General features: G+C 71.1%; 16 protein-coding genes. 13 read left to right on the plus strand and 3 right to left on the minus strand.

The window, feature by feature from the left end:
- Positions 1 to 11: 11 nt before the first annotated feature.
- The 5 genes from AC068Z_RS26425 to AC068Z_RS26445 all read left to right on the plus strand — a co-directional run bounded on the left by AC068Z_RS26425 (position 12) and on the right by AC068Z_RS26445 (position 4,484).
- Positions 12 to 1,184 carry an acyl-CoA dehydrogenase family protein gene (locus AC068Z_RS26425; protein ID WP_478560389.1) on the plus strand — a complete coding sequence of 391 codons (1,173 nt, stop codon included), beginning with the start codon at positions 12 to 14 and terminating at the stop codon, positions 1,182 to 1,184.
- A gap of 41 nt (positions 1,185 to 1,225) precedes the next feature.
- Positions 1,226 to 2,410, plus strand: a complete 1,185-nt coding sequence (locus AC068Z_RS26430) for an acyl-CoA dehydrogenase family protein (protein WP_478560392.1) — start codon at positions 1,226 to 1,228, stop codon at positions 2,408 to 2,410.
- On the plus strand, positions 2,407 to 3,309 hold the full coding sequence (locus AC068Z_RS26435; protein ID WP_478560395.1) for a 3-hydroxybutyryl-CoA dehydrogenase: 903 nt from the start codon (positions 2,407 to 2,409) through the stop codon (positions 3,307 to 3,309). The genes AC068Z_RS26430 and AC068Z_RS26435 overlap by 4 nt, the downstream gene beginning before the upstream one ends.
- A 44-nt stretch (positions 3,310 to 3,353) precedes the next feature.
- Entirely contained in the window at positions 3,354 to 3,968 is a 615-nt protein-coding gene (locus AC068Z_RS26440; RefSeq protein WP_478560398.1) for a TetR/AcrR family transcriptional regulator, read from the plus strand.
- Between the two features lie 120 nt (positions 3,969 to 4,088).
- Positions 4,089 to 4,484, plus strand: a complete 396-nt coding sequence (locus tag AC068Z_RS26445) for a guanyl-specific ribonuclease (protein WP_478560400.1) — start codon at positions 4,089 to 4,091, stop codon at positions 4,482 to 4,484.
- A gap of 15 nt (positions 4,485 to 4,499) precedes the next feature.
- Here AC068Z_RS26445 and AC068Z_RS26450 read toward each other — a convergent pair whose 3' ends face one another.
- Positions 4,500 to 4,700 carry a hypothetical protein gene (locus AC068Z_RS26450; RefSeq protein ID WP_478560403.1) on the minus strand — a complete coding sequence of 67 codons (201 nt, stop codon included), beginning with the start codon at positions 4,698 to 4,700 and terminating at the stop codon, positions 4,500 to 4,502.
- A gap of 178 nt (positions 4,701 to 4,878) precedes the next feature.
- On the opposite strand from AC068Z_RS26450, the gene AC068Z_RS26455 reads away from it, so the two are divergent.
- The gene (locus tag AC068Z_RS26455) at positions 4,879 to 6,123 is read left to right on the plus strand and encodes a sensor histidine kinase (RefSeq protein WP_478560406.1); all 1,245 of its coding nucleotides are present in this window, start codon (positions 4,879 to 4,881) and stop codon (positions 6,121 to 6,123) included.
- Positions 6,124 to 6,219: 96 nt separating this feature from the next.
- Positions 6,220 to 7,290, plus strand: coding sequence for a hypothetical protein (locus AC068Z_RS26460; protein ID WP_478560409.1), 1,071 nt, complete (start codon positions 6,220 to 6,222; stop codon positions 7,288 to 7,290).
- A 7-nt stretch (positions 7,291 to 7,297) separates the two neighbouring features.
- On the opposite strand, the gene AC068Z_RS26465 is transcribed toward AC068Z_RS26460, so the two are convergent.
- Positions 7,298 to 8,320 carry an aldo/keto reductase gene (locus tag AC068Z_RS26465; protein WP_478560412.1) on the minus strand — a complete coding sequence of 341 codons (1,023 nt, stop codon included), beginning with the start codon at positions 8,318 to 8,320 and terminating at the stop codon, positions 7,298 to 7,300.
- Between the two features lie 86 nt (positions 8,321 to 8,406).
- On the opposite strand from AC068Z_RS26465, the gene AC068Z_RS26470 reads away from it, so the two are divergent.
- Complete coding sequence (locus AC068Z_RS26470) at positions 8,407 to 9,087, plus strand: response regulator transcription factor (protein WP_478560415.1); 681 nt, start codon at positions 8,407 to 8,409, stop codon at positions 9,085 to 9,087.
- 55 nt (positions 9,088 to 9,142) lie between these two features.
- Entirely contained in the window at positions 9,143 to 10,321 is a 1,179-nt protein-coding gene (locus tag AC068Z_RS26475) for a cytochrome P450 family protein (RefSeq protein ID WP_478560419.1), read from the plus strand.
- Between the two features lie 3 nt (positions 10,322 to 10,324).
- On the opposite strand, the gene AC068Z_RS26480 is transcribed toward AC068Z_RS26475, so the two are convergent.
- Positions 10,325 to 11,347 (minus strand): Gfo/Idh/MocA family oxidoreductase, encoded by a 1,023-nt coding sequence (locus AC068Z_RS26480; protein ID WP_478560422.1) that lies wholly within the window; start codon positions 11,345 to 11,347, stop codon positions 10,325 to 10,327.
- 129 nt (positions 11,348 to 11,476) lie between these two features.
- Between AC068Z_RS26480 and AC068Z_RS26485 the strand changes: the two genes are divergently transcribed.
- From AC068Z_RS26485 to AC068Z_RS26500, 4 genes are all read left to right on the plus strand, one after another.
- Complete coding sequence (locus AC068Z_RS26485; RefSeq protein WP_478560996.1) at positions 11,477 to 12,214, plus strand: GntR family transcriptional regulator; 738 nt, start codon at positions 11,477 to 11,479, stop codon at positions 12,212 to 12,214.
- A 169-nt stretch (positions 12,215 to 12,383) separates the two neighbouring features.
- Positions 12,384 to 13,388 (plus strand): sugar ABC transporter substrate-binding protein, encoded by a 1,005-nt coding sequence (locus tag AC068Z_RS26490; RefSeq protein WP_478560425.1) that lies wholly within the window; start codon positions 12,384 to 12,386, stop codon positions 13,386 to 13,388.
- Positions 13,385 to 14,416, plus strand: coding sequence for an ABC transporter permease (locus AC068Z_RS26495; RefSeq protein WP_478560428.1), 1,032 nt, complete (start codon positions 13,385 to 13,387; stop codon positions 14,414 to 14,416). Before AC068Z_RS26490 ends, AC068Z_RS26495 begins: the two co-directional genes overlap by 4 nt.
- Positions 14,413 to 15,183, plus strand: coding sequence for an ATP-binding cassette domain-containing protein (locus tag AC068Z_RS26500; protein ID WP_478560431.1), 771 nt, complete (start codon positions 14,413 to 14,415; stop codon positions 15,181 to 15,183). Before AC068Z_RS26495 ends, AC068Z_RS26500 begins: the two co-directional genes overlap by 4 nt.
- The last annotated feature ends 79 nt before the right edge of the window (positions 15,184 to 15,262 follow it).

Raw genomic sequence — 15,262 nt, forward strand, 5'->3', positions numbered from 1 at the left:
GAAACGACCCCATGGACATGCGCTACACCCCCGAACAGGCCGACCTGAAGCGTCGTGCCGCCGAGTACGCACGGCTGCTCATGCGGTACGAGGACCAGTCCGAGCAGGCCGGCGGCCCGCTCCCGCAGGAACTCGTCACCGAACTGACCCGAGCCGCCATGGACGCGGGCGTCTACGCCATCAACATGCCCGCGGAGTGGGGCGGCGCCGGTCTTAGCCTGCTCGACCAGGTCATCGTCGAGGAGGAGTTCGGCAGGGTCACCAACTGCCTCTGGGACATCCCCTGGCGGCCCGCCAACGTCCTCGCGTACGGCGACGAACGGCAGCGCGAGAAGTACCTGCTGCCGGTGATCCGCGCCGAGAAGTTCGACGCGTTCGCCGTCACCGAACCGGGCGCCGGGTCCGACCCTTCCTCCGGCACCTCCACCGCCACCCGCACCGACGGCGGCTGGCTGCTCAACGGCGAGAAGTGGTTCGTCACCTGCGGCGACATCGCCGACTTCCTGCTGGTGCAGGCCGACGCCGGTCCCGAGAAGCTCCCCACGCTGTTCTTCGTGGACAAGGCCGCACCCGGCGTCGAGATGACCCGGCTGCCGCACTTCATGCACTCCGCGGTCAACGGGCACCCCGAATTCACCTTCACCGACGTCTTCGTGGCCGACGAGGACGTGCTCGGCGGTGTCGGCAACGGCTATGAGCTGACCAAGGAGTGGTTCACCGACGAGCGTCTGATGATCGCCGCGCGCACGGTCGGCGCCGCCGAGCGCGCCCTCCGGCTCGCCCGCGACTGGGCCGTCGAGCGGGAGCAGTTCGGGGCGCCGATCGCGTCGTACCAGCTGATCCAGGGCATGCTCGCCGACTGCGCCGTGGACATCGCCGTCAACCGCGCCTACACCCATCAGGTCGCCTGGGAGGCCGACCAGCCCGGCACCGACCGCAAGACGCTGCACGCCAAGGCCTCCACCGCCAAGCTCGCCGCCAGCGAGGCCGCCGGCCGGGTGGCCGACCGCTGCCTGCAGATCTTCGGCGGCCGGGGCTACGACCGCACCTGTCCCGTCGAGCGCATGTACCGCGAGCTGCGCGTGGACCGGATCTGGGAGGGCACCTCCGAGATCCAGCGGCTGATCATCGCCAACGAGCTGATCAAGCGCGGTACCCGCGCCCTCGCCCTGCCCACCCCCTGACATCCCCTTCCCGCATAGCTTCCCCCATAGCGAGGACTTCGATGGACTTCCGCCTCACCCCGCGCCAGGTACAGCTCAAGGCCGACGCCCGCGCCCTCACCGACTTCATCGCCGACTACGAGATCCAGTGCGAGGAGGAGAACGGCCTGCCCGCCGACGCGCACGCCAAGGTCCGTGACGCGGTGCTCGACGCCGGACTCCAGGCCGTCAACATGCCGTCCGAATGGGGCGGCGCCGGCCTCACCATCGCCGAACAGGTCACCGTGCAGGAGCAGTTGGGCCGGCTCACCGGCGCGCTGTGGGACATGGTGTGGCGGCCCGCCAACGCGCTGCGGTTCTGCACCCCCGAGCAGCGCGAGCGCTTCCTCGTCCCGGTGATCAAGGGCGAGCGGCGCGACTGCTACGCCGTCACCGAGCGCGGCGCCGGCTCCGACCCGCAGAACCTCGCCACCACCGCCACCAGGAACGACGGGGGCTGGGTGCTCAACGGCGAGAAGTGGTTCGTCACCGTCGGCGACCACGCCGACTTCATGATCGTGCTGGCGGCGGCGGGGCCGGAGCGCGCGCCCACCCTCTTCCTCGTCGACAAGGACACCCCCGGCATCGAGATGACGCGCGTCCCGCGCTTCATGCACACCTTTGTGTACGAGCACCCGGAGTTCACGTTCACCGACGTCCAGGTCGGCGAGGACGCCGTGCTCGGCGGCATCGGCGAGGGGTACGACATCACCCGTTCCTGGTTCACCGAGGAGCGCCTGATGATCGCCGCCCGCACCACGGGCGCCGCCGAGCGGGCGCTGGAGCTCTCCCGTGACTGGGCGGTGGAGCGGGAGCAGTTCGGGGCGCCGATCGCGTCGTACCAGCTGATCCAGGGGATGCTCGCCGACAGTGCCGTGGACATCGCCGTCAACCGCGCCTACACCCACCAGGTCGCCTGGGAGATCGACCACTCCTCGGCCGAGGACCGCAAGACGCTGCACGCCAAGGCGGCCATCGCCAAGCTCTCGGCGAGCGAGGCGTCGGGCCGGGTGGTCGACCGGTGCCTCCAGATCCACGGCGGGCGTGGTTATGACCGCGCGTACGCCGTCGAGCGGCTCTACCGCGAACTGCGCGTGGACCGCATCTGGGAGGGCACGTCCGAGATCCAGCGGCTGATCATCGCCAACGAGCTGGTCAAGCGCGGGACCGGGGTCCTGGACCTGGCCGTCGGAGAGGGAGACGGATGACCGGCGTCCGGCGCGTGGGTGTCGTCGGCTGCGGTCTGATGGGCGCCGGGATCGCCGAGGTGTGCGCCCGGGCGGACGTGCCCGTCACGGTCGTGGAGCGGGACGCGGAGGCAGCCCGGGCCGGGAGCCTCCGTATCGCCCGCTCGCTCGACCGGGCCGTGGCCCACGGCAGGATCGACGCCGGCCGCCGCGCCGCCGCCGCCGACCTGATCACCGTGGTCGACGACCTCGGGGCACTGCACGGCCACGACCTGGTGATCGAGGCGGTCGCCGAGGACGAGCGCCTCAAGCTCGACGTCTTCACCCGCCTCGACGGCGTGCTGACCGACGAGCACGCCGTCCTCGCGACCAACACCTCCTCCATCCCCGTCATCCGACTCGCCGCCGCCACGTCACGCCCCGATCACGTCGTCGGCGTGCACTTCTTCAACCCCGTACCGGTGCTGCGGCTCGTGGAGCTCGTGCCGTCGCTGCTCACCTCGCCCGCCACCGCCCGGCGGGCCGAGGACTTCGTCACCGGCACCCTCGGCAAGGAGGTCGTGCGGACCAGGGACCGGGCCGGGTTCGTCGTCAACGCGCTGCTCGTCCCGTATCTGCTGGCCGCCGTCCGCATGGTCGAGTCGGGCGGCGCGACCGTCGAGGACGTCGACCGCGGCATGGTCCTCGGCTGCGCGCACCCGCTCGGCCCGCTGGCCCTGACCGACCTGATCGGGCTGGACACCACGCGGGCCATCGCCGAGTCGCTGTACGCCGAGTTCCGCGAACCCCAGTACTCGCCGCCCCCGCTGCTGTCCCGGATGGTCGAGGCCGGGCTGCTCGGGCGCAAGTCCGGGCGGGGCTTCCACACGTACGACGAGGAGCCGCGGCGCGAGGCGCCGGTACCGGTGCGGCGGCCGTGAGGGAAGATGGTCATGGCGTACGACCGAGCGAGGGGAGCGGCAGGGTGTCCACGAAGGTGCGCACGGCAGACACCCGCGAGCGCATCCTGGCCGCGGCGTGCGAGGTCATCGCCGACATCGGCTTCGAGAAGATCCGGATGCGCATGGTCGCGGAGCGGGCCGGAGTGTCGACGGCGCTGCTGCACTACCACTTCGACACCCGGGAGAAGCTGTTCACCGAGGCGATGACCCACTCCTTCGCCAACACGGCCGTGGGCGTCGAGCACGACGTGGAGACGGCACCGGCGGCGGTCATCCTGGCCCGCATCCTGCGCAACCTGCTGCCGACCGATCCCCAACTGCACCAGGACTGGCGGCTGTGGCAGGAACTGTGGGTGCGGGCGCTGCGCGACGAGGCCACCCGGGTCTTCGCCGTGGACCTGTACGGGCAGCTGCACGGCTGGGTGGGCGACGCGATACGGCGGGGCATCGCGTCCGGCGAGTTCACGCCGACGGACGTGGACGGCCTCAGCACGCTCGTGCTGTCCCTGAGCGACGGCTACGGCATCCGCCTCATGCTGCGGGACCCGACCGTCACCCTCGACACCGCGCTGACCGCCATCTGGCGCCATGTCTCCGCCGCCCTCGGCCTGCCGGACACGCTCCCCGAGCCCGGCTAGCCGAGGGCGCGGCGTCGCCGAGCGGTCAGGTTAACTCCCCGAAAACTCCTCGGACTTGACGGGAAATTCTCCGTTGTTGTCATTGACATGCCATCGTCTACGCGCGTCATCATGGTGCCCATGAGATTCCCCCCACGCACCACTCGCATCGGCGCCGCCGCCGCGCTTCTGTCCGCCGTCCTGCTGGGCGGCACCGTCACCGCGACGTCGGCGACCGCCGCCACCACCGCGGTCGGTGACATCTGCTACAGCGACCTGCCCTCCCAGGCCTACACCACGCTCGACCTGATCGAGCAGGGCGGCCCGTACCCCTACTCGCAGGACGGATCGGTGTTCTACAACCGGGAAGGCATCCTGCCCAGCCACTCGTCGGGCTACTACCACGAGTACACGGTCAAGACGCCCGGCGTCTCCACGCGCGGAGCGCGCCGGATCGTCACGGGTGAGGCGTACCAGGAGGACTACTACACCGCCGACCACTACGCCTCCTTCGACCTGATCGACTACGGCTGCTGAACCGGGTGACCTTGTTCAGCCGGGCCTCCGGCTCTCGGCGGCCGCGAACAGCGCGAACGCCAGTACGAGCAAGGTGACGCTCGCGTAGATCTCGTAGCCGTCGAGCAGGCCGAGCCTGTGCACGAGACCCCAGTCCCAGTCGGTGAACTCGTGCACGAGACCGGCGACGCCCTGGACCAGGGCGAGGAAACCGAGGATTTCCAGCAACTGCTTCATGGCACGACCCTCGCCCCGCGGACCCCCCACGCACATCGGCCGCGGGGCGAGACCCGGCCGCCGGAAGTCCCCGGCCGCGCCGGCCCGTCGCACCGAAAGTCTGCGATGCCGCGACTTTGGTCGACGATCCCGCTCGGGCAGAGGTGCCGAGGCGCGAGTCTGCGTAGATTTGTCGACCGTGAGTGGTGAACTGCCGGGGCCCGAGAACCAGCCCTTCGTCCAGCAGCGCTGGCTGCTGCCCTCGGCCGTGGTGAAGGAACTCGACCCCGACGCGGGACGCCCGGGGCGCCAGCGCCGTACCGCCCGCGACTGGGTGGTCGACTTCTCCTGTTTCCTGGTGGCCGCCGCCGTCGGTCTGATGGCCGCCGACACCCTGCCGGACGAGCGCCTGCCGGACGCCGTGCGCGTCGTCGACCAGCTGATCGGCGCGCTCGCCTGCGCCGCGGTCTGGCTGCGCAGGCGCTGGCCGCTGGGGCTCGCCGTGGCGATGGTCCCGGTCAGCCTCGTCTCCGCCACCGCGGGCGGCGCCGGGCTCATCGCCCTGTTCACCCTCGCCGTGCACCGGCCGTTCCGGTACGTGGCCTGGGTAGGCGCAGGCCTGCTGGCGACCGCCCCGGTCTTCTACTGGTACCGACCCGACCCCGACATCCCCTACGGCTGGACGCTCTTCATCAGCGCCGTGCTGACCGGTGCCGTCGTCGGCTGGGGCATGTTCGTGCGGTCCAAGCGGCAGCTCATGCTCAGCCTGCGCGACCGTGCCCGGCGGGCCGAGACCGAGGCACGGCTGCGCGCCGAGCAGGCCCAGCGGCTGGCGCGCGAGGCCATCGCCCGGGAGATGCACGACGTCCTCGCCCACCGGCTGACCCTGCTGAGCGTGCACGCGGGCGCGCTGGAGTTCCGCCCCGACGCACCCCGCGAGGAGATCGCCCGGGCGGCCGGGGTCATCCGGGAGAGCGCCCACGATGCCCTCCAGGACCTGCGGGAGATCATCGGCGTGCTGCGGGCGGGGGAGCGCGACGACACCAGCCGGCCGCAGCCCACGCTCGGCGCGATGGAGTCGCTGGTCGCCGAGTCCCGCGAGGCCGGGATGAAGGTCGTCCTCGACAACCGCGTCACCGACCGCGCCGCCGTCCCCGCCTCCCTCGGCCGCACCGCCTACCGCATCGCCCAGGAGGGCCTGACCAACGCCCGCAAGCACGCCCCCGGCACCGAGGTCACCGTCGCGGTCAGCGGCGCCCCGGGCGAGGGGCTCGACGTCCGGGTCCGCAATCCGGCGCCGGAGGGCGAGGCGCCGCACGTGCCCGGCTCCGGGCAGGGGCTGATCGGCCTGACGGAACGGGCCACCCTCGCGGGCGGCCGTCTGGAGCACGGCCCGACGGACGACGGCGGTTTCGAGGTACGGGCCTGGCTGCCCTGGGGGTGACAACTGGGCCTGGGGTGAACCCGGTTGACTTGCGTGGAACGATGGCACACGTTTGTGCAGCCACTGTCCCGCAGGCACCGGAAGGAAGTCAGCAGCGTGAGTTTCGGGGGACCGTACAACCCGTACCAGACACCACCGCCGGGCCCGCCGAACGGCGGACCGTACCCGCCGCCGCCCCCGAACGTCCCGCCCCAGCCCCACCCCTACGGCTATCCGCCGCCCCAGCCCTCCCCTTACGGCTATCCGCCGCCCCCGCCCTTCGTGCCGCCCCCGCAGCCGGCGCCCACCACGCTGTGGGGCTGGCTGCGCGGTCTGCGCGAGGCCGAATGGCCGCCCCTGCGCGTGCTGTTGCGGGCCGGACGGCCCCGGATCCACGGATGTGCCGCGGCGTTCGTGCTGTTCCCCTGCGCCTGGTTCATGACCGTGCCGCTGATGGTGGGGTACGTCTTCGCCCGGTCCGCCCGCACCCGGGCCCACGCCCTCTTCCCGCCGCGCGGACACCGCCGGATCGAGGACCCCGACATCGTGCGCGTGCAGCGGATCCGGGCCTGGACGGCGGTCGCCATGTCCCTGCTGCTGCTCGTCGTGTACGGCAAGCCGGAGGACGTCAGCGAGGCGCAGCAGCAGTACATGATGCGGCTGGCCGTCACCCCGCCGCTGCTGCTTCTGAGCGCACCGCTGGTGATCGCGTTCCTGTTCCGCATGGCTTCGCCGCGTACCAAGGCCGAGATGCGGCCGCGCGTGCGAGCCGCCGGGAAGTCGGCCCTGTTCTACGTCGGCGCGGTGACCGCCGTACCCCTGCTCATCATGGCGAGCGCCCTGGTCGACCAGCAGCAGCCCGTGGAGGTCGACCCGGGCTTCCCGTGGATGCAGCTGGCGCTGATCCTGCCGGTCTTCTGGATGCTGTTCTTCCTCTTCTTCGCCACCGGGTCCGCGGTGCGCACCGGATTCAACTCCGCGGGCGTGCACGCGGCGCTGCCCGCTCTGCTCACCGTGGTGCTGGTGTGGGAGTTCGCGCTGATCAGCCTGGCCGCGGGCGGACTGCCGCCCGGCCCGCCGGTCGTCCAGGTGCTCGCCGTCCTGGCCGGACCGGTCTCGGTGACGGCGGTGGCCCGCTGGGAACTGAACCGCCTGCGCACCCGCTACGGCGTCGTCCTGCGGGCCTGAGCGGCCCTCACCTCGGGCGGCGGGGCACCACGCGCTGTCCCGCCGCGCCGTAAACCCAGGGCGAGGTGCCGTCGATGAACTCGGCGGGGAAGCCGAGCCGGAAGCCGGTCGTCTCCTCCAGCCGGCTCACCACCTCGGCGGGCAGGGCCAGTTCGGCCGCGCCCAAGTTGTCCACGAGCTGCTCGACCCGCCGTGCGCCGACGATCGGGTGGACGGCGGGGGAGCGGGCCATGGTCCAGGCGAGGGCGACCTGCGCCGGGGAGGCGCCGAGTTCGTCCGCCGCTTCCCGCACCGCCCCCGCCACGGTGTGCTCGCGCTCACCGAGCGAACCGGGGTCGTGCCGGGTGGGCTCGTCCCCGCCCGGCTGGGCGTACTTGCCCGACAGGATGCCGCCCTGCAGGGGGCTCCAGGCCGCCACCGACATTCCGAACGCCTCGGCCATCGGCAGCAGTTCCCGCTCGATGTCCCGGTTGAGCAGGCTGTACGGCACCTGGAGCCCGGCGAACTCCGTCCAACCCCGCAGTTCCGCCAGGGTGTTGGCGCGTGACACCAGCCAGGCCGGGGCGTCCGAGATGCCGATGTAGAGCACCTTGCCGGAGCGCACGGCGTCGTCTAGGGCGCGCATCGTCTCCTCGACCGGCGTGTCGCGGTCCCAGATGTGCACCCAGTAGAGGTCGATGTAGTCCGTGCCGAGCCGGCGCAGGCTCGTCTCCAGTGACAGGGTGAGGTTCTTGCGGTGATTGCCCGCGGCGTTCGGATCGTCGCCGTCGCGCGTGCAGGTGTACTTGGTGGACAGCACGAACCGGTCGCGCCGCCCCTTCAGCAGCTCACCGACGATCGTCTCGCTCTGCCCGGCACGGTAGTTGACGGCCGTGTCGACGACATTCCCGCCCGCCTCGGCATAGGCGTCGAGGATGCGCGCGCACTCCTCCCGGGGCACCCCCGCCCCGTCCTCCTCACCGAAGGTCATGGCCCCGAGGAACAGCTCGGACACGCGCAGGCCGGTACGGCCCAGCAGCCGGTAACGCACGGAATTCCCCCTCGTCGGACGCCCGGTTCGGCAATCTAGCCGCATCGCGCGCGTCCCACCTCCGCAACCATGATTACGTAAGGTCCATGACTGCGATCAGACTGCTCCTCGTCGACGACGACCCGCTGGTCCGGGCCGGTCTGTCCCTGATGATGGGCGGCGCGGACGACATCGGGATCGTCGGCGAGGCCACCGACGGCGCCGAGGTGGAGGAACTCGTCGAGCGCACCCGCCCGGACGTCGTCCTGATGGACATCCGGATGCCCTCCATGGACGGCCTCACCGCGACGGAACGGCTGCGCGGCCGCCCCGAGGCCCCGCAGGTCGTCCTGCTCACCACCTTCCACGCCGACGAGCACGTCCTGCGCGCCCTGCGCGCGGGGGCCGCCGGTTTCGTGCTGAAGGACACCCCGCCCGCCGAGATCGTGACGGCGGTGCGGCGGGTCGCGGCGGGCGATCCCGTGCTGTCGCCCACCGTGACCCGCCAGTTGATGGCGCACGCGGCGGGCGGTGCCCCCGACACTCGCCGCACCCGCGCGCGTGCCCGCGTCGCCGCCCTGAACGACCGTGAACGCGAGGTGGCCGTGGCGGTCGGCCGGGGTCTGTCCAACGCGGAGATCGCGACCGCCCTGTTCATGAGCGTGGCCACGGTGAAGACCCACGTCTCCCGTGTCCTGACCAAGCTCGACCTCAACAACCGGGTGCAGATCGCGCTGCTGGCGTACGACGCGGGCCTTCTGGAGGAAGCCGAGGAGGACGGGCACTAGCGCCGGACCTCGCGCGTTGTGCGGGTGTCGGCCAGTTGTACGAGGGGGAGCGCTCATGAGCGGGGTCATCGATCTGGGGGAGTTCGGTGAGGAGTTCCGGAGCGATCCGCATCCGGCGTACGCGAGCCTGCGTGCCATGGGTCCCGTCCACCGGGTCCGGCCGCCCGAGTGGGAGTCCACGACCTGGCTCGTCGTCGGCCACGAGGAGGCGCGCGCCGCGCTGGCCGACCCCCGGCTGTCCAAGGACGCCTCCAAGATCGGCCTGGCCTCGCTGGACGAGGAGTTGATCGGCAAGAACCTGCTGGTCTGCGACCCGCCCCAGCACACCCGGCTGCGCGGCCTGATCTCCCGCGCCTTCACCATGCGCCGCGTGGAGGAACTGCGCCCGCGTGTCGAGGCGATCACCGACGGCCTCCTCGACGCGATGCTGCCGTACGGCCGGGCCGACCTGGTGGAGTCCTTCGCGCACCCGCTGCCGCTGACCGTCATCTGCGAACTGCTCGGCGTGCCCGAGATGGACCGGGCGGAGTTCCGCAAGATGTCCACGGAGGCGGTCGCTCCGAGCAGTTCGGGCAGCGAGTACGACGCCTTCGTGGGCCTGGCCGCGTACTTCACCGAGCTGATCGAGGACAAGCGGGCCGCGGGCCCGGCCGGCGACCTGCTCAGCGAGCTCATCCGCACCACGGCCGAGGACGGCGACCGGCTCTCACCGGACGAACTGCGCGGTATGGCCTTCATCCTGCTGATCGCCGGCCACGAGACCACGGTCAATCTCATCGGCAGCGGCGTCCACGCCCTGCTCACCCACCCCGACCAACTCGCCGCGCTCCGGGCCGACATGACCCTGATCGACGGCGCGGTCGAGGAGATGCTGCGCTACGAGGGCCCGGTGGAGAACGCCACCTTCCGGTACGCCGCCGAGCCCCTGGAGATAGCCGGTGTCCGGGTGGAGGCGGGCGACCCGGTGATGATCTGCCTCACCGCGGCGGACCGGGACGGGGACCGCTACCCCGAGCCGGACCGTTTCGACATCCGCCGCGACACCCGCGGCCATGTCGCCTTCGGCCACGGCATCCACTTCTGTCTGGGCGCGCCCCTGGCCCGTCTGGAAGCCCGTACGGCGATCCGCTCGCTGCTGGAGCGCGCCCCCGGCCTCGCCCTCGACGGCCCGTCCGGCGAGTGGCTGCCCGGCATGCTGATGCGGGGCATGCGGAGCCTGCCGGTGCGGTGGTAGGTGTCAGACCACCGCGGTCTCGTGCCCGCCGGGCAGCTCCGCGAGACGTACCGGTCTTCGCTCGCGCCGGGACAGCTCGCACGCCTCGGCCACCCGCAGCGCCTGCAGGGCCTCACGGCCGTCGCAGGGGTTGGCCCGCTCGCCCCGCACCACCTCGACGAACGCGGCGAGCTCGGCCTCGTAGGCGGGTCCGAAGCGTTCCAGGAAGCCTGGCCAGGGCTTGTCCGCGGCCGGTGGCCCGGTCGGCTCGGTGGACGCGACGGGTGTGCGGTCGTCCAGGCCCACGACGATCGTGTCCCGCTCCCCGGCCAGCTCCATGCGCACGTCGTAGCCGGCGCCGTTCATCCGGGTCGCGGTGGCCGTGGCGAGCGTGCCGTCGTCGAGGGTGAGGACCACCGCCGCGGTGTCCACGTCGCCCGCCTCGCGGAACATGGCCCCTCCGGCGTCCGACCCGGCCGCGTACACATCGACCACCTCGCGCCCGGTCACCCAGCGCAGCGCGTCGAAGTCGTGGATCAGCGTGTCCCGGTACAGCCCGCCGGACAGCGGCAGATACGCGGCCGGCGGCGGCGCCTGGTCGCTGGTGAGCGCCCGCACGGTGTGCAGCCGCCCGAGGCGTCCGGCGCGCACGGCCTCCCGGGCCCCGGCGTAGCCCGCGTCGAAGCGGCGCTGGAAGCCCATCTGAAGGATCGTTCCGGCGGTCTCGACCTCGCCGATCGCCTGGAGCGTGCCGGGCAGGTCCAGCGCGATGGGCTTCTCGCAGAACACCGGAAGCCCCGAGCGCGCCGCCCGCCCGATCAGCTCGGCGTGCGCCGAGGTGGCCGTCGTGATGACCACGGCGTCCACGCCCCACCGGAAGATCTCGTCCACCCCCGGTGCCGCCGTCTCGCCCAGCCGCAGGGCGAGCTCCGCCGCCCGCGCGGGATCGGCGTCCGTGAGGATCAGCGAACCCACCTCCCGGTGGCGGCTCAGTGTGTTCGCATGGATCGTGCCGATCCGGCCCGTCCCGATGACTCCGATGCGCATGGGAACAAAGTGCGGTCGCATCCGGCACCCTGTCAATGCGTATGTCCGGACAATCGAACTACACGACTTCCCGTCAACCGGCCACGGAGCTACGCTCGGCCCGTGCCGAAACCAGAAGTGGACCCGACCGTGTCGCTCGACCTCAGTGTGGACCGGAGCAGCCCGGTGCCGTTGTACTTCCAGCTCTCGCAGCAGCTGGAGGCCGCGATCGAGCACGGCGCGCTCACCCCCGGCAGCCTGCTGGGCAACGAGATCGAACTCGCCGCACGGCTCGGCCTCTCCCGGCCCACCGTCCGCCAGGCCATTCAGTCGCTCGTCGACAAGGGCCTGCTGGTCCGCCGCCGGGGTGTCGGCACCCAGGTCGTGCACAGCCAGGTCAAGCGCCCTCTGGAGCTCAGCAGCCTTTACGACGACCTGGAGGCCGCGGGTCAGCGTCCTGCCACCAAGGTGCTGGTCAACACCGTCGTCCCGGCCTCCGCCGAGGTCGCCGCCGCACTCGGGGTCGCCGAGGGGGGCGACGTGCACCGCGTCGAGCGGCTGCGCCTGGCGCACGGCGAGCCGATGGCGTACCTCTGCAATCACCTGCCCGGCGGACTGCTCGACCTGGACACCGCCCAGCTGGAGGCCACCGGTCTGTACCGGCTGATGCGGTCCGCCGGGATCACCCTGCACAGCGCCCGCCAGTCCATCGGCGCCCGCGCCGCCACCGCCGCCGAGGCCGAGCGGCTCACCGAGGCCGAGGGGGCCCCGCTGCTCACCATGCAGCGCACGACCTTCGACGACACCGGCCGGGCGGTCGAGTTCGGCGATCACATCTACCGGCCGAGCCGCTACGCCTTCGAGTTCCAGCTCCTCGTACGGCCGTAGCGAGAGATTTCCCGGGACCCGAGTTCGTCGCAATGTCCGGACAAGGCGACCGACTCGCGCTCCCCGGTCGTCCGGCCCATGCTCCCTGTGTTTGATACTGGGGCGTTTGGGGCTGGTGAGGTCACCGGCCCCTTGCGTACGTCAGGCACAGCAAGAAGGGCACCGCCTCGTGGCACGGTTGAGGACCTGGGCAGGAATCGCGCTGGCGGGGGCACTGTGCGTGTCGCTCGCCGGATGCAGCAGCACCGGCGGCAAACGCGCCGAGGAGGCGCGCGAGGCCGCGGCGGCCCAGGGCAAGGCGGCGGTGAACACACCCCGCTGGACCTTCGCGATGATCACCCACTCGGGCGATGGCGACACCTTCTGGGACATCGTCCAGAACGGCGCGAAGCAGGCCGCCGTCAAGGACAACATCAACTTCCTCTACTCGCACGACGACGAGGCCCAGCAGCAGGCGCAGCTTGTCGACGCCGCCGTCGACAAGCAGGTCGACGGGATCATCGTCACCCTCGCCAAGCCCGACGCCATGAAGGCCGCCGTGGCCCGCGCCCGCAAGGCCGGCATCCCGGTGATCACCGTGAACTCCGGCTCCGAGGAGTCCAAGGCCTTCGGCGCGCTCACCCACATCGGCCAGGACGAGACCATCGCCGGCGAGGCCGTCGGCGAGGAGCTGAACGAGCGCGGCCGCAAGAAGGCCGTCTGCGTCCTGCACGAGCAGGGCAACGTCGGCCACGAACAGCGCTGCGACGGCCTGAAGAAGACCTTCGACGGCACCGTCCAGGACCTGTACGTCACCGGCACGAGCATGCCGGACGTGCAGTCCGCCATCGAGGCCAAGCTCCAGGCCGACAGCTCCATCGACACCGTCGTCACCCTCGGCGCGCCCTACGCCGACACCGCCGTCAAGGCCAAGCAGGGCGCCGGCAGCGACGCCGAGATCGACACCTTCGACCTCAACGCCAAGGTGGCCGCCTCCCTCGAGGACGGCACCCTCGGCTTCGCCGTCGACCAGCAGCCGTACCTCCAGGGCTACGAGGCCGTGGACCTGATGTGGCTGTACAAGTACAACGACGACGTCCTCGGCGGCGGCAAGCCCGTGCTGACCGGCCCCCAGATCATCACCAAGGACCAGGCGGCGGCGCTGGCGGAGTACACCGAGCGGGGCACCCGATGAGCGCCACCACCGCCGACGAGCGGCTCATGGCGACCTCGCCGCTGCGCAAGCTGCTCGGCCGCCCCGAGCTGGGCTCGGTGGTCGGCGCGCTCGCGGTCTTCGTCTTCTTCGCGCTCGTCGCCGACGGCTTCCTGCGCGCCTCCAGCCTGAGCACGGTCCTGTACGCGTCCTCGACCATCGGCATCATGGCGGTCCCCGTAGCCCTGCTGATGATCGGCGGCGAGTTCGACCTCTCCGCGGGCGTGCTGGTGACCTCGTCGGCCCTCGTGTCGTCGATGTTCAGCTACCAGATGACCGCCAACACCTGGGTCGGCGTCGGAGTCTCCCTGCTCGTCACCCTGGCCATCGGCGCGTTCAACGGCGTCATGCTCACCCGCACCAAGCTGCCCAGCTTCATCATCACGCTCGGCACCTTCCTGATGCTGACGGGCATGAACCTCGGCTTCACCAAGCTGATCGACGGCACGGTCTCGACGAAGTCGATCGCCGACATGGAGGGCTTCACCAGCGCCCGCGACGTCTTCGCCTCGACGCTGACGATCGGCGACGTCGACTTCAAGGTCACCATCCTGTGGTGGTTCGGCCTCGTGGCCCTCGCCTCCTGGATCCTGCTGCGCACCCGGGCCGGCAACTGGATCTTCGCGGTCGGCGGCAACCAGGACGCGGCCCGCGCGGTGGGCGTCCCGGTCGCGAAGACCAAGATCGGCCTCTACATGGGCGTGGCCCTCGGCGCCTGGATCTCCGGCCAGCACCTGCTCTTCTCGTACGACGTCGTCCAGTCCGGAGAGGGCGTCGGCAACGAGCTGATCTACATCATCGCGGCCGTCATCGGCGGCTGTCTGATCACCGGCGGCTACGGCAGCGCGGTCGGCTCGGCGGTCGGCGCGTTCATCTTCGGCATGACGAGCAAGGGCATCGTCTACGCCGAGTGGAACCCCGACTGGTTCAAGTTCTTCCTCGGAGCGATGCTGCTCCTCGCGACCCTGCTCAACGCCTGGGTCCGCAAGCGCGCGGAGGCCACCAAGTGACACTCGTCGAGCTGGCCGAGGTCAGCAAGCACTACGGCAACATCCGCGCCCTCGAAGGCGTCTCCCTCCAGGTGAACGAGGGCGAGATCACCTGCGTCCTCGGCGACAACGGCGCGGGCAAGTCCACCCTGATCAAGATCATTTCGGGGCTGCACCAGCACGACGGGGGCGTCCTGAGCATCGAGGGCGAGGAGACCAGGCTGTCCTCCCCTCGCGAGGCCCTGGACCGCGGCATCGCCACGGTCTACCAGGACCTGGCCGTCGTCCCGCTGATGCCGGTCTGGCGGAACTTCTTCCTCGGTTCCGAACCCCGCAAGGGCGTCGGCCCCTTCAAGCGCATGGACGTCGACCACATGCGCCGCGCCACCTGGGCGTCGCTGCGCGACATGGGCATCGACCTGCGCGACGTCGACCAGCCCATCGGCACCCTCTCCGGTGGCGAACGCCAGTGCGTCGCCATCGCGCGCGCGGTCCACTTCGGCGCCAAGGTCCTCGTCCTGGACGAACCGACGGCGGCCCTCGGCGTCAAGCAGTCGGGCGTGGTCCTGAAGATGGTGGCGACGGCGCGGGACGAGGGCCTGGGGGTTGTGTTCATCACACACAACCCGCATCACGCGTATATGGTCGGCGACCGGTTCGTGCTGTTGAAGAGGGGCACGATGGTCGGCAGCTACACACGGGACTCGATCGAGTTGGACGAGCTGACCCGGCAGATGGCAGGCGGAAACGAGCTGGACGATCTACGCCACGAACTGAAACGTGCCTAGAGGGGCGCGGGGAACCGCGCGACCGGCCACAGGCAGCCGGTGGACGGCGTACGACGGCAACCACCCCCTTGTTTCCCCG

This window comes from Streptomyces sp. NPDC043726 (assembly GCF_056436565.1).